Below are 24,835 nucleotides of genomic sequence, written 5' to 3'. Positions count from 1 at the left end.
AAGGGTTCAAAATTAAATAATGGAACAACTTTTACTACTTATATTTCTTCCGCTTGTAGGTGCAATCATTACAGCATTTACTGGTAAGTCGGCTAAAATAGTTTCTACCATATTTTCGGTGGTTTCTTTGGTGTTGACTTTGGTTGTCGCCTGTAATTTCATTCCTAATGCAAATACCCAGTTTGAGGTTAATTTGCCATGGATTGCTGACTTAGGCATCAATTTCCATGCGGGTATCGATGGCATTAGCATGCTTGTGGTACTACTTACCAATTTATTGGTTCCGATTATCATTTTATCAAGCTACAAACATGATTATAAAAATCCGGCAGCATTTTATGCACTGATTTTGTTCATGCAAACGGGTTTATTACTGGTATTTACTGCATTAGATGCTTTCTTATTCTACATCGGATGGGAAGCTGCATTAATCCCGATTTACTTTATCTGTGCCATCTGGGGAGGAAAGGACCGGATCCGCATTAACATGAAATTTTTTGTGTACACTATTGCGGGTTCATTATTTATGTTGATGGGGATCATTTACCTGTACCTTCAAAACCCGGCACACAATTTCGATATTCAGGCATTTTACGCTTTAAACCTAGATAGTGCACAACAAGGATGGATTTTCTGGGCTTTCTTTATTGCTTTTGCCATTAAGATGCCAATTTTTCCTTTTCATACCTGGCAGCCCGATACTTATACTGCAGCTCCTGCACAAGGAACCATGTTGTTATCAGGTATCATGTTGAAAATGGGTATTTATGGCGTAATCAGATGGTTATTGCCAATTGTACCGGCAGGCGTTCATGATTGGGGACAGCTGGCCATCATTTTGTCAATCATTGGTATTGTTTATGCGTCGCTAATTGCTTTTACACAAAAAGACGCTAAACGTTTGGTTGCTTATTCATCCATTGCCCACGTTGGATTAATTGCTGCAGGTATTTTTGCGTTTAACCAACAGGGGATGCAAGGTGCCATGGTGCAGATGTTAAGTCACGGTATTAACGTAGTAGGTTTGTTCTTCGTTCTGGATATCATCTTCAGTCGCGTAAAAACAAATAAAATTGAAGAGCTGGGCGGAATTGCCAAAGTAGCGCCTCAACTGGCCATTGCATTCCTGATTATCGTTTTAGGAACAGTTGCTTTACCAGGAACAAACGGATTTATAGGTGAATTCTTATTATTAATGGGCGTTTACAATTACGGTATCTGGGCCGCCGCCATAGCCGGTTTAACCATCATCTTTGGTGCCGTTTACATGTTACGCATGTACCAGAATGTAATGCTTGGCCAAACCAACAGTTTAACCATCACTTTCACCGATATTAAAGGAACGGAAAAATTGGTTCTTTATACCATTTGTGCATTAATTATTGTTATGGGTGTTTATCCGAAACCAATTTTGCACTTAACAGAGGCATCTGTACAACATTTATTAGAACAGGTAAATCAAAAATTAAACACAGTAAATTAAGCAATGAATATTATTATAACCATTAGTATAACAGCTTTTATAGTGCTTTATGCAGGTTTGTTTAAGGCAAATAAAGCATTACTACCACTTACCGTTGTTGGCTTACTTACTGCACTGGGATTTACTTTCTGCGCCTGGAATGGCAATGCTGTTCATTTCGGCATGATGCAGACTGATAATTTTGCCCTCGCATTCTCAGGTGTTTGCATTGTGGGTACACTTTTAATCTTTTTATTAACGCAAAACTATTTCCACGCCAAAAGCGATAACATAGCCGAATATTATACCTTAATCCTTTTCGCACTTGCCGGGATGATTATGATGGTATCTTATAAAAACATGGCCATGCTATTTGTTGGTTTGGAAATCATGTCGGTGAGTTTATATATCCTTGCGGGTATCCGTAAAAAGGATTTTGCCTCAAACGAAGCTTCTTTGAAATATTTCCTGATGGGTGCTTTTTCAACAGGCTTTTTGTTGTTTGGTATCACGTTGATTTATGGCGCAACAGGATCATTTGATTTAGACAAAATCCAGGCTTACCTGGTTAACAACACCACTTCAGTTTCGCCGATATTTTATCCGGGAGTGATCCTGATGATGATTGGCCTTTGCTTTAAGGTTGGTGCTGCTCCTTTCCACTTCTGGACACCAGATGTGTATGAAGGTTCGCCGTCATTAATTACCACTTTTATGAGCACTGTGGTTAAAACTGCTGGTTTTGCTGCCTTTTTAAGGTTGTTTGCCGGTGCACTTGCGCCACTTCACGATTTCTGGGTTGCACCTTTAATCGTTATCGTTTGTTTAACCTTATTTATTGGTAACGTAACGGCCCTGTTCCAAAAGAACTTCAAACGCATGCTGGCTTATTCGAGTATCTCTCATGCGGGTTACTTGTTGTTTTCTTTGATCGTATTAACTAAAAATTCGGGCAGCAATGTGCTGGTTTATGCTGCTGCTTACACTTTTGCATCAATCATCGCCTTTGCCGTATTGATCCTCGTTAAACAGAAAACCGGTAGCGATAGCTTCGAAAGTTTTAATGGTTTGGGTAAGAAAAATCCATTAGTAGCTTTATCACTTACTGTTGCTATGCTTTCTTTAGCTGGTATTCCATTAACCGCAGGTTTCATCGGGAAATACCTGATGTTCTTAAATGTAATGACCGAGTATCAGACTTTATTGGTTGCATTTGCCATTTTAAACGCCCTGGTTGGTTTTTATTATTATTTTAAGGTAATTGTGGCCGTTTGGTTTAAAGAGGGGGCTGAAACAGAGCTTTCTACTCCGGTACAGTATAAAGTTGTATTATTGGTTTCAGTAGTAATCACACTTATTTTAGGTATTTACCCTGCAATTATTTTAAACCTGATATAGGTATGCTGTTGTTTAATAATTATTTGTAGTTTTACAAATAATTGAATATGCACGATTTTTGGAATAACCTGCATCAACTACTTGACCCCGAAAAATTATTGAGGGAGGGCGGTTTCTATCTTGTCATGTTCGTAATCTATGCAGAAACAGGCCTGTTCTTTGGTTTTTTTCTCCCTGGTGATTATTTGCTGTTTTTGGCTGGTATGTTTGTAGCAACGGGCAAGCTGGATGTTAATATTGCCGTGCTTTTGGCAGGTTTATGTGTAGCAGCAGTTTCGGGCAATTTTACCGGTTACTGGTTCGGACGCAAAACAGGACCCGTACTGTACACCAGAAAAGACAGTTTCTTTTTTAAGAAACGCTATTTAAAGGCTGCTGAAGATTATTATAACAAACAAGGTGCCTTTGCATTAATAATGGGCAGGTTTGTACCAATTGTAAGAACTTTTGCACCGATTTTTGCTGGTGTGGTAAAACTGGACTTTAAAAAGTTCGCCCTTTACAACATTGTTGGCGGCGTGCTTTGGATTTGTTCCCTGACTTTACTGGGTTATTTTTTAGGCAGAAGGTTCGAAAAAGAAATTACCGATTATTTATTATATATTATTATTGGCTTTATCCTTATTACAACTATACCTTTATTAATTACCTTTGTAAAAAGTAAAGTAGTGAAAGGTCCTGAAGAGGATAAAACAGATTTAAATTAAAAATGGCAAAAGACGATCATCACGCGTGGCATAGCGTATCCCCTGGGCACAACGTTCCGGAAATTGTAAACGCAATTATTGAAATTCCAAAAGGTTCAAAAGCAAAATACGAAATAGATAAAGAATCAGGTCTGATTAAATTAGACAGGGTTCTTTTTTCATCAGTAATGTATCCGGCAAATTATGGCTTTATTCCGCAAACTTATTGCGATGATAAAGATCCGTTAGATATTTTAGTACTTTGTTCAGTGGATGTATATCCGATGACCTTAATCGAAGCGAAGGTAGTTGGTGTAATGCATATGGTTGACAACGGAGAACAGGACGATAAAATTATCGCTGTTGCCGCTCACGATATGTCGGTAAACTACATCAACGATTTAGATGAGTTGCCTCCACACCAAATGAAAGAAATTGTTCGTTTCTTTCAGGATTATAAAGCATTAGAAGATAAAAATGTAACCATCGAACATTTACTTGGTGTTCGTTATGCGCATAAAGTAATTAAAGAAAGCATAGAACTTTATAACACAACATTTAGAGAATTAGCTTAATGGATTTACCCACGGTCTGTTTGTTTTTAAATTCAGCGTTAAGTACAATATTACCCCCAACAAATGTAATTTTGGCAGCCTTACAGGAGCCAGATACAGGTTCGGTTGGCTGGCGTTTGTTCTTCGCCTTGTTTTTGGTACTGTTAAATGGATTTTTTGTGGCAGCAGAGTTTGCCATCGTAAAAGTTCGTGCATCACAAATAGAAATTAAAGCAAAATCAGGTAGCCGTGTAGGTAAAATGGCCAAAGGAATTATCCATAATCTTGATGGATACCTTGCCGCCACACAGCTAGGCATAACGCTTGCATCACTTGGCTTAGGTTGGGTGGGTGAAGGCGTTATGCATACTATCTTTAAAAATCTTTTCGATAGCCTGCAATGGGGTTTAAGCGATGCGTCTATCCATACCGCATCAACCATTGTAGCTTTCTCTTTAATCACCATCATGCACATTGTGTTTGGTGAATTGGCTCCAAAATCATTCGCAATACAAAGGCCGGTAGCCACAACACTTTTTGTTTCTATACCACTACAGTTATTTTATGTGGTATTCCGTCCGTTTATCTGGACTTTGAACAGTTTGGCGGCTATTATTTTAAAACCTTTTGGTATCGATACTTCGGCGGGGCATGAATCAATCCACAGTACCGAAGAATTGCAGTACTTGCTCGATCAGGGTAAAGAAAGTGGTGCATTGGATAACAATGAGCACGAGCTGATTAAAAATGTATTCGATTTTAACGAGCGCGTGGTAAAAAATATCATGGTACCGCGTACCAAAATTTCCGGTATCGAATTAACTTCACCAAAAGAAGAAGTAATCGATACCATTATTAAAGAAGGCTATTCGCGTTTACCTGTTTACGATGATGTAATGGATAAAATTGTGGGTATTATCCACGCAAAAGATATCCTGCCATTAGTGGCTGCCGGCAATCAAACCTGGACAGTTAATGATATTATCCGTAAACCATATTTCGTAACGGAAACCAAAAAAATTAACGATCTGATGAGCGAACTGCAAAGTAACCGCATACAGATTGCCATTGTTTTGGATGAGTTTGGCGGAACGGCCGGTATGGTTACCCTTGAAGATATTGTAGAGGAACTTGTTGGTGAAATTCAGGATGAATACGATGAGGAAAAACCATTGGTAGAAAAAGTTTCTGATAATGAATTTATCGTAAATGCATTTGCAACGGTTTATGATGTAAACGAACATTTGCCCCACGATTTACCCGAAGATGAAGATTTTGATACCGTAGGTGGATTGGTTTCTCATGTTTTTGAACGTATTCCGGAAGTTGGCGAAAGCAACGAATCGTACGGTTACCTGTTTACAATTCTTAAAAAAACAGAGCAGAATATCGAAACCATCAAATTAGAACTGGTGATCAATAAAGCAGATATGGTTGATAATCACTAATTTCAACGATGCATATTTTTTACACGCCTGATATCACCCAAAATACTTATACCCTTAACGAAGAAGAAAGCAAACATTGCGTTAGGGTACTTCGGCTTGGTATAGGTTCAATAGTAAACCTGGTTGATGGTAAAGGTGGTTTTTACACGGCAGAAATTACTTCCGATAATCCCAAAAAAGTTGCTTTAAAGATTTTACAGGTTGAAAAGGAATTTCACAAACGAAATCATTATCTGCATATTGCAGTTGCGCCAACCAAAAATATCGATCGGATTGAATGGTTTTTAGAGAAAGCCACCGAATTGGGAATTGATGAAATTACCCCAATTATTACCGATCGGTCTGAACGCAGGGTGGTAAAGGAAGATCGCTTAAACAAAGTGATTACTTCAGCAGTAAAACAATCGATAAAAGCTTATCATCCTAAATTAAATGATGCCATTTCTTTCGATGCTTTTTTAAAAGAGCCTTTCGAAGGTGAACAACTGATTGCCCATTGCATTGATAATGGAGAGAAACAATATATCTCAAAATTGGTAGCACCACATCAAAAATACCTTATACTTATAGGTCCCGAAGGAGATTTCACACCAGAAGAAGTTAATTTAGCTTTGAACAAAGGCTTTAAAGCACTAACTTTAGGTGATAACAGGCTGCGCACTGAAACTGCTGCATTAGCTGTTTGTTTTGAAATCAATTACCTTAACCGATAGTCAGTTTGAAGTTTTCAATTTCCAGTTTTCAGTTTTCAAAAACGATAAAGCTTTTTATTTTTGGCTTTGGCCTTTCAGCTTTCAGCTTTTTGCTTTGGTCTTTTAGCGCTTTTCCACCTACCTATCGGATGGCGAAATTAAAATACAGTGGTGGTGGCGATTGGTATGCAGACCGCACAGCGCTGCCTAATCTAATTTCGTATTGCAACACCAACCTCAAAACTAATTTTTATCCAGAAGAAAGTATTGTAGAAGTGGGATCGAAAGAAATTTTTAATTACCCTTTTATTTATATGACGGGGCATGGAAATGTGGTTTTCAGCGATCAGGAAGTGAAAAATTTAAGACAATATCTTGCCGGTGGCGGTTTTCTCCATATTGATGATAACTATGGTCTTGATAAATTTATCAGGCCACAAATGAAAAAGGTATTCCCTGAACTGAGCTTTGTTGAATTACCTGCCAATCATGCCATTTATAACCAGAAATTTAAGTTTCCTGCAGGTTTGCCAAAAATTCATGAGCACGATAATAAACGTCCGCAAGGATTTGCCCTGATTTATAAGGGTAGGGTAGTTTGTTATTATACTTACGAATGCGATTTAGGGAACGGTTGGGAAGACTTTGGTACTTATCCTGAAGATACACAAGAAACGCGGACAAAAGCGCTTAAAATGGGCGCAAATCTTGTTCAATATGCCTTAACTCAATAAGCCATGCATAAAGTAAAAGTAAACGATCAGTTTTTATTCGAAATTGAGCAAAAGGATTCAGCCCTTTTTGTAAATGGGGAGGCCGTTCAACTTGATTTAAGTACATTGGGCAATTCGAATACCCATGTTTTATATCAGAACAGATCTTTTAATACAGAACTGGTTGAAATAAGCAGGGCCGAAAAAACCTGCAAAATAAAGGTCAATGGAAACATTTATCAAATCAGCATAGAAGATCAGTTTGATGTTTTACTAAAGCAATTAGGACTGGATAATTTAACTTCTAATAAAGTTTCCGAAATTAAAGCACCTATGCCGGGCTTAGTTTTAAAAGTACTGGCAGAGGAAAATGCGGAAGTGAAAAAAGGAGATAATCTCCTGATCCTCGAAGCGATGAAAATGGAGAATATTTTAAAATCTTCAACTGATGGAGTAATTAAAAAGGTATTGGTTAAACAGGGAGATAAGGTAGAGAAGAATCAGATATTGGTGCAGTTTAAATAGGCCATACGTCATTTCGAGCGGAGTGAAGCGTAGCCGAGAGCCACGTAAGTGCTCAGCGAAGCTAAATCTAACTTGAGCTAGATCTCTCCCCACCTGTAAGGGCAGGCATTCCACTGCGTTTCAGTCGAGATGACGAATCTCGTTTAATACAACATATAAAAAAGGTCCCGATAACTTCGGGACCTTTTTAATTTATTTACCTCTGCTCACCCTGTAAGGTCTCTGAGGCGGATTTTTAAAGTTTCTTTTTCCTGCAGTACTGATCTCTGGCGCACCAAGCATAGTCATGGCACAACGGAAGCCTACTTCAGCAGATGATTCGTCCTGTTGCATAAAACGACGTGTTGCCGGATTTAACCAGTAAGCCATATCATTCCACGAGCCACCTTTATAAACCCTCGATTTATCATTTACCAAGGTTACACCTTCTTCGTTCAGCAGAGTTTTTTGGTTATCACGATAACCCCTTTGATCGGCCTGATAAGAAGTTGCAGGTACTGCAGCTTGCGGATCTGTAGATTTCGAAATCGAATCAGAACGTTTAGCTTGTGCCTGTTTTTCTGCCCAGGTTTGTTTTCTTCCTGAATAAGCATTTTCCTTAATCGGATTGCCATACTTATCTAAAGCAATTTTTCCACTTTGCGAATCTTCTAACTTTTTATTAGTGAAGTAGTTACCACGGTATGGATTAAAAGCATCAGCATCAGTAAATGTAGCTGTTCTGTAAACATCATTAACCCATTCGTTTACGTTCCCGGCCATGTTGTACAAGCCAAAATCGTTTGGCGCATATTGAATAACCGGAACAGTTAAATCTCCCTTATCATTCAGTGAACCACCAACACCCATATAATCTCCGGGAGCCCTTTTAAAGTTGGCCTGGATCATACCCCTGGTTTTCTTTTTAGCCGAACTCACACCTAACCCGTTCCATGGGTAAATTTTATTCTGGCTAACGTTTTCGTATTCTGTGTTGCCAATTAAGCCTAAAGCAGCATATTCCCACTCAGCCTCAGTTGGTAAACGGTAAGGCTGCATAATTACACCATCTTCTAGTGTCGCAGTTCTCCTTGGCTGATTATTTCTACCTCCTGCAGCTGCTGTTCCTCCAGCGGTTGAAGTAGCTGCACCGGCTTTGGTGTTGTAATCAATAGGTGCATTTTTACCTTTATCATCATACTGGTTGTTTAAATAGGCATCAGTATTAAAAGGGTTTGTTGGTTTTGGCGTAGCGGCCGCAGTTGCGTTGTTATTGTTTCCTCTTCCGTTGCCGGCAAGCGTTTTATAATCAGTTAAAATTCCTTTTTCGCGTAAAATAAATTCGTTTGCTCTGGATGTTCTCCATTCGCAATAGCGTGAAGCCTGCTCCCATGAAACACCAACCACAGGGTAATCACGGTAAGCCGGGTGCCTTAAATAGTTGTCTACGTAAGGTTCGTTATATGATAATGCCTGGCGCCAAACTAAAGTATCAGGAAGTTCATTATAGTAATATTCACGGTCTTCAGGGAAATTATACCTGATCCAGTGTAAGTATTCCAGCCAATCGGTATTCGATACTTCAGTTTCATCCATGTAAAAAGACGGAACGGTAACCTGCCTTTTGTAGTTGTAGATATTTGGCTCAACACCAGGTACTTCGATGGCACTACCACCAACTACCAAAACCCCGCCTTCAATCGGGATTAGACCTGGTCCCGGTGCTCTTTTGTATTTGGTAGCTACAGCAAAAGCGCCAGACTGGTTATTTTTGCTTTTCCTGTCTGCATAAGGAATACCCGTTTTACTAGAACTGTTCCCGCTTTTTGAGCTACAACTCGAAAGCAGGGCGGCTAATGATAAACAGGCAAAAGAATATAGTAATAGTTTTTTCATATAATACATTGGAAATATCGCCAACAGGCAATTCAGACGATAAAATTAAACAAATTTTAAATGAATATATAAATTATGTGACAATAAAATATCGATTATATTTTTAAGCCTAAACGTATTATTTTATATCGTATTGTGTCTATGTGTTTTTTAAACGAAATTTTAGCTAAATAATTATAAATAAGCGATATAAATATAATTAATAAGGTGAAGATCGCTTTCGACAAATGATGAAAATGGCAATGGCATTTGTGTTGTTTATGTTTGGTTTAATAAATCTTTTATCCTATCAGATTAATGCCTTTGATCAGTTTTAGCGGGCATTACAATTACTGATAAATAACATAATTTGAGAACAGTTATAAGATTGCGAATAAATTAACCATATTTGGTTTATGGATTTGGTAATACCACTCCTGAATTGAAACAATAAATTTATTAATAAAGATCGGAATGAGTTTATTAATTGGCTAAGTGGCTATAAATTTGTTGCTTATGATTTAGGCTGTCACACCCCTATGTAAAAATCGTAGGTTTAATTAGTAAATAATATTAGAATTCGTAATTTGGTAAAATATAAGTTTTGGTTTTACGTTACAGAGTATATCTCATTTATTGCTAAACACCAGGATCTAAAATTACGTACCTTTAAAGGATGAATTTCAAGTACATCAGTAAACTTGCTTTTTCTGCACTCTCAATGGCCTTGGTGTTTGGTAAAACAAATGCCCAAGTGGTTATAGGCAATAATACACAACCCAATGGCAGTGAGTTAAACAATATCATAACTGCAGTTCCATTTCTGCTTATTACCCCCGATGCCCGTGCCGGAGCAATGGGTGATGCCGGCGTAGCCGTTGCAGGAGATGTAAATTCTGCCAGTATAAATGCTTCAAAACTTGCTTTTCTGGATAAACCCTATGGTTTTTCTGTTTCCTATAGTCCATGGTTAAAAAGCCTGGTGCCCGATATTAACCTCGCTTATTTAAGTGGTTTTTATAAGTTAGACGACCGTAACACCATTGGTGCTTCATTGAGGTATTTCTCATTGGGTTCAATTCAGCTTACCGATATCAATCAACAGGATTTAGGAATTGCAAATCCAAGCGAACTCGCTTTCGACGTTTCTTTTGCCCGTAGTTTTGGTGAGGAGTTTTCTTTGGGAACCTCGTTAAGGTACATCAATTCAAACCTGGCCTCCGGACAATTTTCTTCTTCAGGGCAGGTGCACAGCGGAAATGCGGTAGCGGTTGATATCTCCGGATTGTATAAAACATCAACAACGCTTTTTGGTAAACAGGCCATTCTTTCGGCGGGCGCTAATATTTCGAATATCGGAACAAAAATGAGCTATTCTGATGGCGGAGAGAATTTCTTTTTGCCAACCAATTTTAAATTGGGAGGGGCATCTACCTTCACCATGGACGATTTTAGTACCCTGACATTTGCACTTGATTTTAATAAACTGCTGGTACCTACACAACCTATATACGATTCGAACAATAATATTGTGAGCGGTAAAGATCCTAACCGTTCGGTACCATCTGGTATTTTTGGTTCATTTAGCGATGCACCTGGTGGCTTTAAAGAAGAATTGAAAGAAGTTGGAATATCAACGGGTGTGGAATATTGGTATAATCAACAATTTGCTGTTAGGGCAGGCTACAACTACCAAAGTCCGATGAAAGGCGATAGCCGCTATTTTACCCTGGGTTTAGGCTTAAAATACAACGTTTTCAATATCGATTTCTCATATTTAATTGCAAATGCGCAAACAAGCCCGCTTGCAAATACCCTTCGTTTTGGTCTATTGTTTAACTTTGGCGACAAAAAGATTGTTAAAAGGTAATTTAGCTTGTTAAGCTGCATTTACCGGTTAACGCATTTAAACAATTAATCAAGATTTCCATGAAAATTAGAGTAGGTTTCGGGTTCGATGTACATCAGTTAAAAGATCAGCATCCTTTCGTGGTTGGCGGGGTTACTTTAGATCACCACAAAGGTGCATATGGACATTCTGATGCCGATGTGCTGCTTCATGCGATTTGCGATGCCCTTTTAGGTGCCGCCAATTTACGTGATATCGGCTTCCATTTTAAAAATACCGATGATCGCTGGAAAGGCATCAGCAGCCTAATTTTATTAAAAGAAACCGTTAAGTTATTGGCCGAAAAAGGATGGCAGATCGGTAATATCGATGCCATGCTTTGTTTGGAAGCGCCAAAAATTAATCCTCACATTCCTGCCATGCAACAGAACATTGCTGATGCGATTGGTATTTCTACAGAAGATATTTCGATTAAAGCAACCACTAATGAGCAAATGGGCTTTATCGGTAGGGAAGAAGGCGTAGTTGCTTATGCGGTTTGTTTGATAGAGAAAAATTAGCAGATAAATAAATAAAAAGAAGTCAGGTTTTATAACATATTGGCTATTTAACCTGACTTCTCATTTAAATATTAGCTCACCTGTTCTTTCACATTACCCGTCCTTTTTATCGTTCCCCAGGTTTCCAGTTCTCCTTTAATCGCTTTCCTGAACGAACGGAATAACACCACGTACATCAACTGTCTCCAGAAAAAACGTTGTGGGAAAATGTAAAGTAAATTGGTGTATTTTTCTTTTTCCATGCGGAAAGCAATGGCCGCGAAAAACATATCTACCACAATAAAAATGATGTAATAAAAAAGCACCTGACCAAAACCGTTATGCAGGCTTAAAATACCCGAAAAGCCCGTTAAGGTTAAATTATTAATGGCACTTAACGAAAATAAGCCGCTGATTAAGGAAATCAACATAAAAAGATCGGCCAATGGTGAAAATAATGGTAAAATGATCTGATAAATTAAAATATTTGGCATTCCCACCATTCCAAAATAGCCATATTTCTTGTTAAGCAGCGTTTTTCTGTTTTTCCAGAAACTTTGCATTACCCCAAAACTCCAGCGGAAACGTTGTTTCAAGAGCATATTTACGGTTTCCGGTGCTTCTGTATAAGCTATGGCAGTGTCGCAGTTTTTAACTTTATAACCTGCTTTTAAAATGCGCATGGTTAAATCGCAATCTTCAGCGAGGGTATCAACAGTAAAACCACCGATTTCGATGATCACATTTTTTCTGAAAGCACCAATAGCCCCCGGAACTACAGTAATGGTGTTTAAGAGATCAAATGCCCGCCTATCCATATTCTGAGCCGTAATGTACTCGATAGACTGCCATTTAGTAATGATATTTTTTGCATTTCCAACTTTAACCGTTCCGGCTACGGCAGCAATTTTTTCACTGTAAAAATAACGCATCAATTCGGTAACGGCATCATTTTTTAACTGGGTATCGGCATCAATACAGATTACAAATTCTGCAGAGGCCTTTGCAATACCAAAATTCAAAGCTGAAGCTTTACCTCCATTTTCTTTTCTGAAAACCTTTACCTGCGGATGATTGCCAAAATTTTCGTTAATAATTTCGAAAGTTTTGTCTTTTGATCCATCATCTACAAAAATCAGTTCGAAATCAGGATAAGTCGTTTTTAGCAGGCTGTTAATGGTTTGTACAGCGGTAACCTCTTCGTTGTAAGCGGGAATAATGATACTCACTTTCTCTGAAGGGTTTGCAATCAGTTTTCCGATGTTACGTTTTGCTCTTTTTCGCTGCCTGATGGCCAGATAGGCAATGAAAATGGTTCTTAAAATGGCCAGTACAATGGCTACAGAGAAGATGATGTTTAAAACCATGTTTCCGTAGTAAAAGAAATTAATGAAGAAATAATCTCCCGAACCGGTAAAACCACTATTGGCAGTCGATTTAACTGCAGGCATCAATTCTGATCTTTTTTTACCCATTAAATCGCCTACGGTGGTAAATGTGTAGCCTTTTGATTTGAAAAATTTAATAATTCTTGGTAGAGCAGCAACAGTAGCCTCGCGGTTTCCTCCTGCATCGTGCAACAATAGGATGTTTCCATTTTCATGCTGTTTTACCACTTCATTAAAAATCTGATCGGCAGTTTTTCCAGGTTCCCAATCTTCAGGGTCGATATATTCGCCGATATTGATGTAATTCTCTTTACGGCTTTGCGCAACCGGTAAAATTTCAGAAATGTTCTGAGGTTCGGCATCGGCATTAAACGGTGCACGGAATAGAATGGTACTGTGGCCTGTAACGGCTTCAATCAGGCGTCGTGTGGCATTAAGCTCAAATTTTACGCGTCGTGGGCCAATAGCAGACATGTCGGGATGGAAAAAAGTATGATTCCCGATTTCATAACCATCATTGTATTCCTGCCTTAACAGTTCCATATTTTGCTCGGCCATAATACCCACCACGAAGAAACAGCCGGGCACTTTTTCTTTTTTTAAAATGCTTAATACCTGTGGGGTATAAACCGGATCAGGACCGTCATCAAAGGTTAAAGCTATTTTTTTATCTGCTTCTCCAAATCTTTTAATTACATATTGCTCAGGCAGGCGGATGTATTTTTGATCGGCAATAGAAAAATTATCCTTATTTAAAGTAAATTTTACGCTGCCCGGGGTAGGGGTAGAAATTAAATCCAATATTTCGCCATCACCCAGGTAAGAAATGCCGCCCATGTTTAGTGACGCAATTTTCCGTAAATCGAAAGGTTTTTTCTTTAACGTATCTAAACTAAGGTCGTTGGAGATGAAAGACCATAAGCGCTTGTCTTCGGATCCTAAGCGCCATAAGGCAATACCTGCAATGTCCCAGTCATCTGCCTTGCGGATTAAGTTAAAATAAGTAGCTGCATCGGTAAAATATACTTCATGTTTAATGCCGCTTCCATCATTATAGCTATAATTCAGATTAGCAGATTCGGGGTTATAATTAATTTTGCTCTTGTAATTAACCGCTTTTATCATGGCGTCTTCGTAGGTAACGGGCTTGCCAATGCTGTTTTGTGGCCAATCGTAACCGTAGCAGGCCAGGGCCAGGATTACCTTATCTGCATCTACTTTGCTACAGATATCATCCAGCTTTTCTTCTACCCATTCCTGATGCGAAATATCACCGGCATTACTTTGATCGGTATGCTGATCGTAGGCCATCAACACAATATAATCGTTATAATTTTGAAGGATTTCTGGTTTATAATCGTCGTTTTCGGGAGAAATATCCTGAGAAACAATCAGTTTTTCTGCATGAAACTGAGCATAGAGATTTTTCATGAAATTGTTAAAGCTATCGCTGTTTTCAAGGTTAAGCTCTTCAAAATCTATGTTGATACCACTATATCCATATTTTTTGGTGATTGCAATCAGGTCGTAAATTAATTTTTGCTGTGCTGGCTGATCGTTTAACAGGCGCCTTACCGCCGCACCATCCCAATGATCTTTATTGTAATTTGAAACCACGGCGATAGCCGATTTTTTGCCGTTATGGATTACTTTCAATGCAGCTGTATCTACTTTATCAACAATAGAATCACCGTTTAAAAAGAACGATTCTGTTGCCACCATATCCAAATGACTGATATTGCGTTTTAAATCTGATATGGATGCATCTTTGCTTCCTGCCCAGCTAACATAAAAAGCCATATTAATGCGCTTGCTATTGCCACGATGGGTTAAAATTCGGTGGTCACGGTCTTTTTTGATTTTTTGAAGTTTCGATTTTTCAATCGTAAAATCCTTATACTGTTGCGATTTCTTTAACTTATCTAACTGTTTTTGGGTTAAAGGGGTATTCGTATTAATAAAAGGTAAATTAGGTGCCTGTACCGATGATAGGGTGTACACTACGCAGATGATTGCGACGATGAAAACTAAAAAGAAGGTGCGGCTTATCCAGGTAAAGGTATTCCATCTTCTTTTAGTCTCAGTTTGAAATATTTGTTTTCCGGACATTTTTCTGTTCTGATTTATGATCAAAAGTCACTAACGAATATGAAGATTGGATGAATGATGAAATGAAACGGCTGGGATGAGTGATCGTTAGTTTATTCTAAGATACTATTTTTGGTTGTATTTTTAAGCAGACATAAAAAAGCCGGCAAATTTTATTAAAATGCCGGCTGGATATTTTAAATTTCTGTAGATGCTGAAACAAGTTCAGCAGGACGTTTGCTGTGATTACTCCTCTAAATAACCAAACCTACCTTGATTATAATCTTCAATAGCCTGGTGGATTTCAGCCTCAGTATTCATTAAGAACGGTCCGTATTGCGCAACAGGCTCGTTAATTGGTTGACCGCTCAACATTAGCAGAACACTATTTTCTAATGCTTCTACCTTAATTTCTTCGCCCTTGTGTTCGAAATAAATAAAATTATCGGCTGTTACGGTTTCAGATCCGTTAATTTTCACCGTTCCTTCAATTACCATAAATCCGGTGTTGAAATTTTCCGGAAAATTAAAAACAGCTTCTCCGCCTTTATTTAACCTTGCGTTGTAGAGCTCAATGGGAGTAAATGTGGTTGCATTGCCCTTTATGTTTTGATAATTGCCTGCAATGATTTCGATTTTTCCTCCGTTTTCAGGTAAATCAAAATGTGCCATATCGGCCTGTTTAATAGCCTGATATTTCGCTTTACTCATTTTATCTTTTGCAGGCAGATTGATCCAAAGCTGAACCATTTGAAAAGGACCACCTGTAAGGCTATAATTTTCTTCATGGTATTCTTTATGCAATACACCGCTTGCAGCGGTCATCCACTGTACATCACCCGGATAAATTACCCCGCTATTGCCTGAGCTATCGTGATGTGCAACTGCACCGTGGTAGGCAATAGTCACAGTTTCGAAACCCCGGTGCGGATGAACGCCAACGCCCCTTGGATTTTTCCTTGCAGAAAATTCGATTTTTGAGCCATAATCCAATAAAAAAAATGGACTCATCTCAATTTCATAACCACTTGGAAAAAAGTTGTGTACCCTAAAACCATCACCAACCATATGCGGTGCAGGTGCTTTAAGTACGGCTTTTATTTGTTTTGTTTCCATTACCTTCAAGTTAAATGAGGCATGGTGCATGGAGCATGGAGTAATAACCCCATGCTTAAATTCCCTATGCTCTATGCTTGTTTGACAAACTGCAATTCGCCTAAAATGCGAACTTCTTCACTTACCATTACACCACCGGTTTCTAAAGCTGCATTCCAGGTTAAGCCGAAATCAGAACGGTTAATTTTTCCGCTTAAAGTAAAACCAGCTTTGGTATTTCCCCATGGATCAGTTGCAATACCACCAAATTCAGCTGTTAATTTTACAGGTTTGGTTTCGCCTTTAATAGTTAAATCACCTTTCACGGTATAATCGCCACCATCTTTTTCTACTGAGCTTGATTTAAATTCGATGTGTGCAAATTTTTCAGCATCAAAGAAATCGCCGCTTTTTAAGTGGTTATCACGATCGGTATTTCCTGTGTCGATTGAACCGATATCACCTTTGAAAGAAATTTCAGCATTTTCAAATTCATCACCTTCTGAGGTTAATTCTGCCGAAAAAGATTTTAAACTACCGGTTACAGTGGTAATCATTAAGTGTTTTACTTTAAATTGTAATTCGCTGTGGGTTGGATCTAATGTCCATTTTGTAGTTGCCATATGTTTTGTTTTTTGAGATGTTTAATATTTACAATACAAATGTACAGCGCGGGGTTTGATTGAGAATTGATGTATGGTAAGTAATTGGAAATGAATGAAAGATAAATTGATTGAATGAATAAAGGATAGATTGATTGAATGTTGAAACAATTCGTTCATTCAAAATTCAATCATTAATTTGTTTTAAGGTTGGAATGTTGAACTTCGCGAACCCATTCATTCATTCAAAACTCACACATTCATTAATTTGTTTTAAGGTTGGAATGTTGAACTTCGCGAATTCATTCATTCGAAACTCACACATTCGTTAATTTGTTTTAAGGTTGGAAGGTTGAAAAGTTGGAATGTTGAACTTCGCGAACCCATTCATTCATTCAAAACTCACACATTAGTTAATTTGTTTTGAGGTTGAAATGTTAGATTTTATTAAAACATTTACTCATTCCAAATTCACTCATTCAAATTTTCTACGGTCTGAAATGTTTATTGGCGAGTTCTTTTCTTACGCGACTGAGTGATTCGGGTGTAATGCCCAAGTAAGATGCAATCATCCATTGTGGTACGCGAAGGGTAAGGTTGGGGTAAAGTTTAATAAAATCAAGGTATCTTTCTTCAGCTGTGGCGCTTAAAAGCATATTGATTCTTTTTTGCATAAAGCGGATAGAATTATGCAGCATGGTTACGTTTAAAGCTAGCAGGCAAGGAACTTTACGGGAAGCTTCACTCATAAAATTATCCGGAACGATAACTGCTTCGGTGGCTTCAATCGCTTCAATAAAAAAATCTGAAGGTTCGTTATGCATCTGGTTACGATCTGAAACAAACCAGTTTTCGGGTGCGAACTGAATAATATGTTCTTTGCCTTTCGAATCGATAGAATAGGATCTCAGGAGTCCTTTGCCCACAAAAAAACCATATTTTAAAATATCTCCTTTAAACTGTACGATCTCGTTTTTTTCAAACTTCTTAACCTTTAGCGAAGATGAAATGCTCTCGAATTGCTCATCAGTTAATTCTATTTTTGATTGAAAGTATTCCTTAAACTGATGGATCATAAAGATGGGATATTATTTTTTTACGGGCTTAATATCGGAAAAATCTACGCCACATTTGCAATTTCCACCGCAACCATCTTTTTTTACCTGTAAAGATTTAAAAACCAAACGGCCAACATATACCAATGCTACCGCAAAAAGTAAAAAGACTAAAATCGTTTGAATATCCATAATACAAATATAAGGGCTTTTGGTATTTTGGTGTTCAGTTGAATGTAAATTATTACTGCGTATTTTACCACAGAGAAAACCGAGTTTTACACGGAGTACACTGAGCGGTTTTAGAGATGTTTTGCCACGGATTCATAGAAAACACGGAGGGATATTACTTAGGCATTGTTTTCCGTGCCATCCGTGTCTCCGTGGCCGAATGGTTATTGAAGATTTTAGTGTAGTTTTTTGTTTTGCCACGGATTCACAGAAAATACGGAGATATTGTTCTCTGTGTAACCTCTATGCCTTTTTTCTGTGTGCTCTGTGGTTAAGAAAGGAGAATTATTCCTCCATAAAACCAATCGTACCACCAACCCAATCGAAATTGGCATTATAACGCACACCGATCATTTTGCCCCTGCTTAACCTGGCCAGGCTGATGCAGAGCTGTGGTTCACCGCCGTCAGGCCATAAATACATCATCCTGATTTCTGCTTTTACACCACCATCCGTTGCCTGAACAGCGGGTTCGTAATTTACTTTTCGCTGCAAAATCCAGTTCTCGGGATCTTTGATATTGGTTAGATCTGCCCCGGTTACATCAATAATTACACCCATGCCGGCGAAAGAAAATAAGGGCTTTAATACATAGTTTTCTAAATCGGCCGGGATGGTTTTTACTTCGTTCAGAAAACGGGTTTCGGGTACAAATTCACTTTTTAAAAATGGCATGGTGTATTTGCTGATCCGGTAGAACCAGTTGGGGTGCGTTACCCATTCAATATCAAGTTCTTGGCGTAGATCGAAACTGTTTTTGAAAATCTCAGTATTATCGGCAACTTCATCAAAGATTAAACGGTTATAAATCCTTTTTAACTGAATCTGTTTCCCGTTTTCTTCGTAAAATAACTGTTTACCTACTTTCTTGATATCTTCTAATGCGAGAATCTTGATGCCCAATAATTTTTGGGTGACGAAAAAATCGATCGCTGTTTTTTGATTCAGTGCATCTACATCCATCAAAGCCACCTCTTCTGGCCGGTGTTTACCAATAATCACTTCCTTTAACAGCTCCACATATTTTTCTTCATTAAAACCATTTAAAAAATAGTTGACGGAGTCGTCTATCTCAAAACTGGATTTAAAAGTTTTAGCTAAATGGTGCTGAAAACCATATAACGAAGGGAAGCCCTGCATTTCGATCAGCATTGGGGTAAGTTCTCCGCTTTTATCTTTACAGATGCCAAAATCGAAGGTTAAAAAATGCGGTTGTTCATTTTCGTTTGGAACATGCCAATCTGTTGGAATTGCTTTTTCGGTAAGGGCCTTAAAGTTGGGTTGTTTAATCAGTTTGATGATTTCTTCTCCAGCCAAAATCAACTTCTCTTTTAATGCCTTCGGGACGAAAACCGGTGTTTCGGCCACCCTGAAAGGAATTTGAGGATAGCCGCTTTCGAGTTTATTTAAAAAGCTTTGATACTTTTCTGTAGAAAACTGCTGATTATATTTTAGGCGTTGTGCGGGTATCATAGTTGTATTTAGTTTACAATTTATTAGTCAAAACAGAACCGTCATTTCGACCGTAGTGGAGAAATCTATTTACGTTTATCATAGAATGGTTTAATAGATTTCTCCATTCCGCTGTGCTCCAGTCGAAATGACGAGTTGGTGAAAGAAAGATTGCTTCGTGCCTCGCAATGACGGCCATTTGTTTACACCTCCTGAAGGTTTCCGATTGCTTTCTGCAGGAAATTAGGTAAAATAATACTTTGTGTGAGTACAATCCTTGCCGGATCGTCTAAACTGTTTAACATATCGAGGTATTTCTGCTCCCCGTGCATATCGCTAATGGCTTTTTTCTTTTCGTCCTGGAGCAAATACATTTTCATACCTATCGGGTCTGCCTCGGGATGAAACTGTGTACCTATAATTTCATCAGAAAAACGAATCGACATCATGCAGCGTTCCAGATCAACATGTTTACGCTCTTTTTCAATGGCTAAAAGTTTTGCGCCTTTTCGTTCAAAAGCTGCAAAATCGGGTTCAATTACCTGCCAATCGCGGCTATCAACAGAAAAAAACGGGTTAGTAATGCCGTTAAAAATTTCATCTTTTTCTCCGTCTTCAGTCAGTGTAATCGGGAAAATCCCAAAAGCGTTTGATCGTCTTTCGGTGACATTGCCCAATTCGTATTTTCTACAGGCCAGTTGAAAAGAATGACATATTAAAAAAGCATATTTTTTTCTGTCTTCATTTTCATGATTAAAAGCTTCAATCTGATCTAAGAGGTTAAAAAAATCATTCTCCCATTTTTCCCCTTTACTTTCAATCGGGCTCCCCGGACCGCCGCTCGAAATATAAGCATCATACTCAATACCCGGTATTTCACCTTTTTGCCTTAAATCGAAAATATCAAAGGTTAAACCGATATTGTTTTCATTTCTGAAACGGGATAAAATTTCCTGAATCCCCCGCATGCCCTGATTGGGTGCGCCGTTATTCATATCGATAACGGCCACCTTTAAGCTTCTTTTATCCATTTTAAATTACTTTGCGCCTATAAGTGTTTGAGTGGTAATGTAATCTACCACGGCCTCAAAGTTACCAGTTTGCTGGTAAACAGCCAACTGCCTGTCGGCGCCGGTTCCATGCTCGAGGATTTTGTGCACATAATTAATGTCATCACGGCAACCTAAATCATCAACTACATCATCTACAAAATCGAGCAATTCTAAAATAAGGTTGCGGCAGTTTACTTCCATTTCTTTACCGAAATCGATTAAATTACCATCAATGCCATAACGGGCAGCACGCCATTTATTTTCGTTGATCAAAGCTCTTGAATAAGAGATAAACTCCATATTCTGCAGTCGCAGTTTATAAAGTTTAGCACATAATGCCTGAAATAATGCCGTAAAAGCCATGGTTTCATCAATCAGCATCGGGCAATCGCAAATTCTAAATTCTACGGTATCGAAAAATGGATGCACACGGATATCCCACCAGATCTTCTTTGCATTATCCATGCAATTGGTTTTGATGAGCAGTTTTACATAGTTATCGTAATCTTCAATGCTGTTAAAAATATCAGGAATTCCTGTACGCGGAAATTTATCGAAAATTTTGGTCCGGAAAGATTTGTAACCTGTATTCCGCGATTCCCAAAAAGGAGAATTAGTTGATAAAGCAAAAACGTGTGGTAAAAAATACCTCACCTGATTGGCAATATGAATGGCCAGCTCGCGCGATTGGAAGCCCACATGTACATGCAGTCCGAAAATCAGGTTAGAACGGGCTGCTTCCTGCAGTTCGTTAACAATTTCGTTATACCGGGGATGTTCAGTAATTAACTGTTTTTCCCAGTGCGAAAAGGGGTGGGTACCAGCCGCGCCGATTCTCAGCCCCTGTTCTCCGGCAAGTTGCGATACAGTATAACGCAACTGCGAAATTTCTTTACGGGCTTCGGTGGTGGTTTTGCAGATGCCGGTGCCCACTTCAACTACGGCCTGGTGCATTTCTGCCTTTACCTGGTCTTTATGGATTTTTTGTGCGGCTTCTACAATTTTTTGGTCATGCGAAGTAAGCTCTCTGGTAACGGGATCAATTACCATGTATTCTTCTTCTATGCCCAGCGTAAACTCATTCATGTTAATATTGATTAGAATTTAAATCCCAATTATTTTTTTGCTGCCGCTTTTTTAGGCTTTGCAGGCGCTTTTTCGGTTGTGGTCAGTTTTTTTACTGTTGCCGCTTTCGGTGCAGTTTTCGCAATTAATGGTGTACCGCCAACAGAAGCTTTTATGTATTGGCCCCAGGTTAAATTATCCTGACCGTCTTTTTGTGCTTTTGCCCTTTCGATGGCATAATTTGCTGTGGTTTCTACTACCCAGTCAAAATTCTCTTGTCCAACACTATTAATATCTGCATCAGGCGCCGGATTACAAAAATCGATTGCAATAGGCACGCCATCGCGCACGGCAAATTCTACTGTATTAAAGTCGTAGCCTAAATATTGGCATAATTTCAGGGTATATTCCTCAACCGTTTTTAGCAGCTTTGGATCAGGCGATTTACCCTCCGTTGCATAACGTAAATGGTGCGGGTTGCGCGGATCGTACTGCATAATGCGTACATGTTTGCCACCAATGCAATAACACCTGAAATATTCTTCGAAAATGATTTCTTCCTGCAAAAGCATCACCAGTTGTTGTGTGCCGCTGTGTTTATCAAAAAAATCTTCTTTGTTATGTAGTTTATAAACATCTCGCCAGCCCCCGCCATCGTAAGGTTTCATATAGGCCGGGAAACCGGTATATTCGAAAATGGCGTCCCAATCTAACGGCATTGTTAAGTTAGAAAAAGATTCGCCTGTGGTTCCGGTAGGGTGTTCTCTTGAAGGTATTAAAGCCGTTTTTGGTACAGGCACACCAATTTGTTCGGCCAGTGCATTATTGAAAAATTTCTCATCAGCACTCCACCAAAATGGATTGTTGATTACGGCCGTTCCGGTAATGGCGGCATTTTTTAAAGATGCACGGTAGAAAGGCACATCCTGCGAAATGCGGTCGATAATAACCGAATAACCTAAAGGTGCATTCTGAAATATTTTGTCGATTTTAACCGCTTCAGCGGTAATACCATCTACTGCTTTTTGATTGATTCTTTCGATAACGGCTTCAGGAAAAGAACGCTCCTGTCCGAATAAAATCCCTATTTTTTTCATTGGTACTATGTTAGTTTAATTGTTTAACTGGTTAATCGTTTAATTGTTTGGTGATTATAGTTTAAATTGACTTTGAATTTAGTACTCGGGATGCAGGACTAAACTAAAGCTGTGCAATATAATTGGGGAACATTTCTCTCCAGATCGGCCAGTCATGGTCGGCATTTTGCCTGATATCAAGCCAGTGGTCGATACCTTTTCTACTGAGGATATCTGATAAACGCTCATTGTCTGGCCGGCACATGTCGCGGTCGGTTGTGCCTAACACAATTTTCATGTAATGCAGTTCAGGGTTACTGTTGTTTAACAGATAATCTACGGGGTTATTGAAATACACATCGTCATTGTAAAAACCATCTAGCTGGCCCGAAATGTCAAAAGCCCCGCTCATGCTAAACATGTGGCTCACCAGCCATGGGTGTCTGAAAGCGAAATTTGCGGCGTGATAACCTCCGAAACTACAACCCGCAGTAATAATTTTGCTGTGGCCGGTTTCCTGACGGGCCAGAGGCGCAACTTCTTCAAGCAGGTATTTGTCGTACCAGATGTGGTTTTTAACACGGTCTGCGGGATGGATACTTTTGTTGTACCAGCTCAATTTATCAACGCCATCAGGACAATAGATCTTAATTTTTCCTTCATTAATAAACCCCTCAACAGAATCTATTAAATTGAAATCCTTATTTTCAAAATATCGCCCCATGCTTGTTGGGAACAGTAGAATAGGGATACCACCGTGACCAAAGATGAGCATGTCGATTTCGCCACTTAAATTCGGGCTGTACCATTTCTTATGTTCTTCTTTAACCATAATAAAAATTGAATGACTTAAGGTATAAATTTAAATCTGTAAAAAGAATTGTTTAAGCCCTAAATTGATGTAAAATCAAAGCGCAGTGTAAAAATTAAGCTTTGGTAATTAATAGTTTAGCGAGATTTGTACCTTTGCCCCGAAATTTCGAGGCGATTGCCATGTGATAGGGATTTGATTATGATATACACAACAATTTTATCGGTAAAAGTTAATATCAGCAACTTTAAAATACCATCGGCTTATTTAAAGCACGATGTAGAAATAGATATTTATACACCTGAAGGTATTTTAGGGAATGAGAAAATAGAACTTTTATTCTTAAACGACGGACAGGATGTTGCCAAAATGAACTTCAGGCGGATTTTGGAAGATGCACATCATGGCAAAAGAAATCACAGGTTAATTGTTGTAGCCATTAAGGCATCAGAAGAGCGGCTGATGGAGTATGGCGTTGCAGAAGTACCCGATTTTAAAGGCCGCGGCGCGAAAGCCCGGCTTTACAATGATTTTGTGATTAAAGAATTGCTGCCTTTTGTTAAAAAGAAAATTGCGATGCCCATAACCGGTAAGGTTGGTTTTGCAGGTTTCTCTCTAGGTGGTTTATCTGCTTTTGATATTGCCTGGAACAATCCTGCCGCTTTTGATGTCATTGGTGTTTTTTCTGGTGCATTTTGGTGGAGAAAAAAAGACCTGGCAGATGGTTATACCGATGCCGACCGCGTTATGCATGCAAAAATTGAAAATACCGCTACCAAACCGGAGATGAAATTCTGGTTAATGACCGGTACAGAAGATGAAAAGGCCGACCGGAATAAAAATATGATCATCGATTCAATTGATGATACGATTGATATTGTTAAAATACTCCTTAAGAAAGGTTATAAAAGACCCGAAAATGTTTTTTATTACGAAAGAGTTGGTGGTAAACATGATGTACCCACCTGGGAAAGTGTAATGCCTGCTTTTTTGGATTGGGCGTTTGAGGTTTAGTAAATAGATAACGTCATCTCGACCGGAACGCAGTGGAGCGGAGAGATCTAATCTTGCATGAAAGACCCTGAAATAAATCTGAGAGCTATCGGATCAAGGTGACGAACCACTGAAATCTGTCTCGATAGATTTAGCTTCGCTGAGCACTTACGTGGTTCTCGGCTACGTTGCACTCCGCTCGAAATG

General features: G+C 38.7%; 22 protein-coding genes. 11 read left to right on the top strand and 11 right to left on the bottom strand.

The genetic code is table 11. The features are described from left to right. Window positions 1–19 precede the first annotated feature (19 nt). From ABD769_RS14500 to ABD769_RS14465, 8 genes are all read left to right on the top strand, one after another. The gene (locus ABD769_RS14500) at window positions 20–1,483 is read left to right on the top strand and encodes a complex I subunit 4 family protein (protein WP_344852135.1); all 1,464 of its coding nucleotides are present in this window, start codon (window positions 20–22) and stop codon (window positions 1,481–1,483) included. Window positions 1,484–1,486: 3 nt separating this feature from the next. Further along, window positions 1,487–2,860, top strand: a complete 1,374-nt coding sequence (locus ABD769_RS14495) for an NADH-quinone oxidoreductase subunit N (RefSeq protein WP_344852134.1) — start codon at window positions 1,487–1,489, stop codon at window positions 2,858–2,860. Between the two features lie 47 nt (window positions 2,861–2,907). After that, window positions 2,908–3,567, top strand: coding sequence for a DedA family protein (locus tag ABD769_RS14490; protein WP_344852133.1), 660 nt, complete (start codon window positions 2,908–2,910; stop codon window positions 3,565–3,567). A 2-nt stretch (window positions 3,568–3,569) separates the two neighbouring features. Next, the gene (locus ABD769_RS14485; protein WP_025146339.1) at window positions 3,570–4,121 is read left to right on the top strand and encodes an inorganic diphosphatase; all 552 of its coding nucleotides are present in this window, start codon (window positions 3,570–3,572) and stop codon (window positions 4,119–4,121) included. Window positions 4,122–4,192: 71 nt separating this feature from the next. Next, window positions 4,193–5,548 (top strand): hemolysin family protein, encoded by a 1,356-nt coding sequence (locus tag ABD769_RS14480; RefSeq protein WP_486357900.1) that lies wholly within the window; start codon window positions 4,193–4,195, stop codon window positions 5,546–5,548. 8 nt (window positions 5,549–5,556) lie between these two features. Then, window positions 5,557–6,261 carry a 16S rRNA (uracil(1498)-N(3))-methyltransferase gene (locus tag ABD769_RS14475; RefSeq protein WP_344852131.1) on the top strand — a complete coding sequence of 235 codons (705 nt, stop codon included), beginning with the start codon at window positions 5,557–5,559 and terminating at the stop codon, window positions 6,259–6,261. A gap of 128 nt (window positions 6,262–6,389) precedes the next feature. Then, complete coding sequence (locus tag ABD769_RS14470) at window positions 6,390–6,974, top strand: DUF4159 domain-containing protein (RefSeq protein WP_344852130.1); 585 nt, start codon at window positions 6,390–6,392, stop codon at window positions 6,972–6,974. Window positions 6,975–6,977: 3 nt separating this feature from the next. Continuing rightward, window positions 6,978–7,478: an acyl-CoA carboxylase biotin carboxyl carrier protein subunit gene (locus ABD769_RS14465; RefSeq protein ID WP_344852129.1), complete on the top strand. Its 501-nt coding sequence runs from the start codon at window positions 6,978–6,980 to the stop codon at window positions 7,476–7,478. Between the two features lie 192 nt (window positions 7,479–7,670). On the opposite strand, the gene ABD769_RS14460 is transcribed toward ABD769_RS14465, so the two are convergent. After that, the gene (locus tag ABD769_RS14460; RefSeq protein WP_344852128.1) at window positions 7,671–9,353 is read right to left on the bottom strand and encodes an SUMF1/EgtB/PvdO family nonheme iron enzyme; all 1,683 of its coding nucleotides are present in this window, start codon (window positions 9,351–9,353) and stop codon (window positions 7,671–7,673) included. A gap of 655 nt (window positions 9,354–10,008) precedes the next feature. On the opposite strand from ABD769_RS14460, the gene porV reads away from it, so the two are divergent. Next, window positions 10,009–11,202: a type IX secretion system outer membrane channel protein PorV gene (gene porV / locus ABD769_RS14455; protein WP_344852127.1), complete on the top strand. Its 1,194-nt coding sequence runs from the start codon at window positions 10,009–10,011 to the stop codon at window positions 11,200–11,202. A gap of 59 nt (window positions 11,203–11,261) precedes the next feature. Further along, the gene (gene ispF, locus ABD769_RS14450; protein ID WP_344852126.1) at window positions 11,262–11,741 is read left to right on the top strand and encodes a 2-C-methyl-D-erythritol 2,4-cyclodiphosphate synthase; all 480 of its coding nucleotides are present in this window, start codon (window positions 11,262–11,264) and stop codon (window positions 11,739–11,741) included. A 71-nt stretch (window positions 11,742–11,812) separates the two neighbouring features. Here ispF and ABD769_RS14445 read toward each other — a convergent pair whose 3' ends face one another. The 10 genes from ABD769_RS14445 to ABD769_RS14400 all read right to left on the bottom strand — a co-directional run bounded on the left by ABD769_RS14445 (window position 11,813) and on the right by ABD769_RS14400 (window position 23,656). Next, the gene (locus tag ABD769_RS14445; protein ID WP_344852125.1) at window positions 11,813–15,217 is read right to left on the bottom strand and encodes a trifunctional glycoside hydrolase family 18/polysaccharide deacetylase/glycosyltransferase family 2 protein; all 3,405 of its coding nucleotides are present in this window, start codon (window positions 15,215–15,217) and stop codon (window positions 11,813–11,815) included. Window positions 15,218–15,442: 225 nt separating this feature from the next. Continuing rightward, window positions 15,443–16,312 (bottom strand): pirin family protein, encoded by an 870-nt coding sequence (locus ABD769_RS14440; protein WP_344852124.1) that lies wholly within the window; start codon window positions 16,310–16,312, stop codon window positions 15,443–15,445. A 71-nt stretch (window positions 16,313–16,383) separates the two neighbouring features. Then, window positions 16,384–16,914 (bottom strand): YceI family protein, encoded by a 531-nt coding sequence (locus ABD769_RS14435; RefSeq protein WP_344852123.1) that lies wholly within the window; start codon window positions 16,912–16,914, stop codon window positions 16,384–16,386. Between the two features lie 467 nt (window positions 16,915–17,381). Then, window positions 17,382–17,969 (bottom strand): Crp/Fnr family transcriptional regulator, encoded by a 588-nt coding sequence (locus ABD769_RS14430; RefSeq protein WP_344852122.1) that lies wholly within the window; start codon window positions 17,967–17,969, stop codon window positions 17,382–17,384. 12 nt (window positions 17,970–17,981) lie between these two features. Further along, window positions 17,982–18,140 (bottom strand): FeoB-associated Cys-rich membrane protein, encoded by a 159-nt coding sequence (locus ABD769_RS14425; RefSeq protein ID WP_082458743.1) that lies wholly within the window; start codon window positions 18,138–18,140, stop codon window positions 17,982–17,984. Between the two features lie 324 nt (window positions 18,141–18,464). Then, entirely contained in the window at window positions 18,465–19,652 is a 1,188-nt protein-coding gene (locus ABD769_RS14420) for a hypothetical protein (RefSeq protein WP_344852121.1), read from the bottom strand. Between the two features lie 182 nt (window positions 19,653–19,834). Next, window positions 19,835–20,662 (bottom strand): type 1 glutamine amidotransferase, encoded by an 828-nt coding sequence (locus tag ABD769_RS14415; protein ID WP_344852120.1) that lies wholly within the window; start codon window positions 20,660–20,662, stop codon window positions 19,835–19,837. Between the two features lie 6 nt (window positions 20,663–20,668). Beyond that, window positions 20,669–21,769, bottom strand: coding sequence for a carboxylate-amine ligase (locus ABD769_RS14410; RefSeq protein ID WP_029274724.1), 1,101 nt, complete (start codon window positions 21,767–21,769; stop codon window positions 20,669–20,671). A 29-nt stretch (window positions 21,770–21,798) separates the two neighbouring features. Next, window positions 21,799–22,845, bottom strand: a complete 1,047-nt coding sequence (locus ABD769_RS14405; protein WP_344852119.1) for an ATP-grasp domain-containing protein — start codon at window positions 22,843–22,845, stop codon at window positions 21,799–21,801. 103 nt (window positions 22,846–22,948) lie between these two features. Beyond that, window positions 22,949–23,656: an esterase family protein gene (locus ABD769_RS14400; RefSeq protein ID WP_344852118.1), complete on the bottom strand. Its 708-nt coding sequence runs from the start codon at window positions 23,654–23,656 to the stop codon at window positions 22,949–22,951. Between the two features lie 180 nt (window positions 23,657–23,836). On the opposite strand from ABD769_RS14400, the gene ABD769_RS14395 reads away from it, so the two are divergent. Beyond that, window positions 23,837–24,649 (top strand): alpha/beta hydrolase, encoded by an 813-nt coding sequence (locus ABD769_RS14395; RefSeq protein ID WP_344852117.1) that lies wholly within the window; start codon window positions 23,837–23,839, stop codon window positions 24,647–24,649. Window positions 24,650–24,835 lie beyond the last annotated feature (186 nt).

Source organism: Pedobacter jeongneungensis, from assembly GCF_039538295.1.
GTDB classification, from domain to species: Bacteria; Bacteroidota; Bacteroidia; order Sphingobacteriales; family Sphingobacteriaceae; genus Pedobacter; species Pedobacter jeongneungensis.
Note: the sequence above shows the minus strand (reverse complement) of the source record. Positions and strands in the feature narration are given on the sequence as shown.

Bases quoted from the DNA above. Each gene is read 5' to 3' on its own strand.
- ABD769_RS14500 (WP_344852135.1), top strand. From the start codon at position 20: ATGGAACAACTTTTACTACTTATATTTCTTCCGCTTGTAGGTGCAATC.
- ABD769_RS14495 (WP_344852134.1), top strand. From the start codon at position 1,487: ATGAATATTATTATAACCATTAGTATAACAGCTTTTATAGTGCTTTAT.
- ABD769_RS14490 (WP_344852133.1), top strand. From the start codon at position 2,908: ATGCACGATTTTTGGAATAACCTGCATCAACTACTTGACCCCGAAAAA.
- ABD769_RS14485 (WP_025146339.1), top strand. From the start codon at position 3,570: ATGGCAAAAGACGATCATCACGCGTGGCATAGCGTATCCCCTGGGCAC.
- ABD769_RS14475 (WP_344852131.1), top strand. From the start codon at position 5,557: ATGCATATTTTTTACACGCCTGATATCACCCAAAATACTTATACCCTT.
- ABD769_RS14470 (WP_344852130.1), top strand. From the start codon at position 6,390: ATGGCGAAATTAAAATACAGTGGTGGTGGCGATTGGTATGCAGACCGC.
- ABD769_RS14465 (WP_344852129.1), top strand. From the start codon at position 6,978: ATGCATAAAGTAAAAGTAAACGATCAGTTTTTATTCGAAATTGAGCAA.
- ABD769_RS14460 (WP_344852128.1), bottom strand. From the start codon at position 9,353: ATGAAAAAACTATTACTATATTCTTTTGCCTGTTTATCATTAGCCGCC.
- porV (WP_344852127.1), top strand. From the start codon at position 10,009: ATGAATTTCAAGTACATCAGTAAACTTGCTTTTTCTGCACTCTCAATG.
- ispF (WP_344852126.1), top strand. From the start codon at position 11,262: ATGAAAATTAGAGTAGGTTTCGGGTTCGATGTACATCAGTTAAAAGAT.
- ABD769_RS14445 (WP_344852125.1), bottom strand. From the start codon at position 15,217: ATGTCCGGAAAACAAATATTTCAAACTGAGACTAAAAGAAGATGGAAT.
- ABD769_RS14440 (WP_344852124.1), bottom strand. From the start codon at position 16,312: ATGGAAACAAAACAAATAAAAGCCGTACTTAAAGCACCTGCACCGCAT.
- ABD769_RS14435 (WP_344852123.1), bottom strand. From the start codon at position 16,914: ATGGCAACTACAAAATGGACATTAGATCCAACCCACAGCGAATTACAA.
- ABD769_RS14430 (WP_344852122.1), bottom strand. From the start codon at position 17,969: ATGATCCATCAGTTTAAGGAATACTTTCAATCAAAAATAGAATTAACT.
- ABD769_RS14425 (WP_082458743.1), bottom strand. From the start codon at position 18,140: ATGGATATTCAAACGATTTTAGTCTTTTTACTTTTTGCGGTAGCATTG.
- ABD769_RS14420 (WP_344852121.1), bottom strand. From the start codon at position 19,652: ATGATACCCGCACAACGCCTAAAATATAATCAGCAGTTTTCTACAGAA.
- ABD769_RS14415 (WP_344852120.1), bottom strand. From the start codon at position 20,662: ATGGATAAAAGAAGCTTAAAGGTGGCCGTTATCGATATGAATAACGGC.
- ABD769_RS14410 (WP_029274724.1), bottom strand. From the start codon at position 21,769: ATGAATGAGTTTACGCTGGGCATAGAAGAAGAATACATGGTAATTGAT.
- ABD769_RS14405 (WP_344852119.1), bottom strand. From the start codon at position 22,845: ATGAAAAAAATAGGGATTTTATTCGGACAGGAGCGTTCTTTTCCTGAA.
- ABD769_RS14400 (WP_344852118.1), bottom strand. From the start codon at position 23,656: ATGGTTAAAGAAGAACATAAGAAATGGTACAGCCCGAATTTAAGTGGC.
- ABD769_RS14395 (WP_344852117.1), top strand. From the start codon at position 23,837: ATGATATACACAACAATTTTATCGGTAAAAGTTAATATCAGCAACTTT.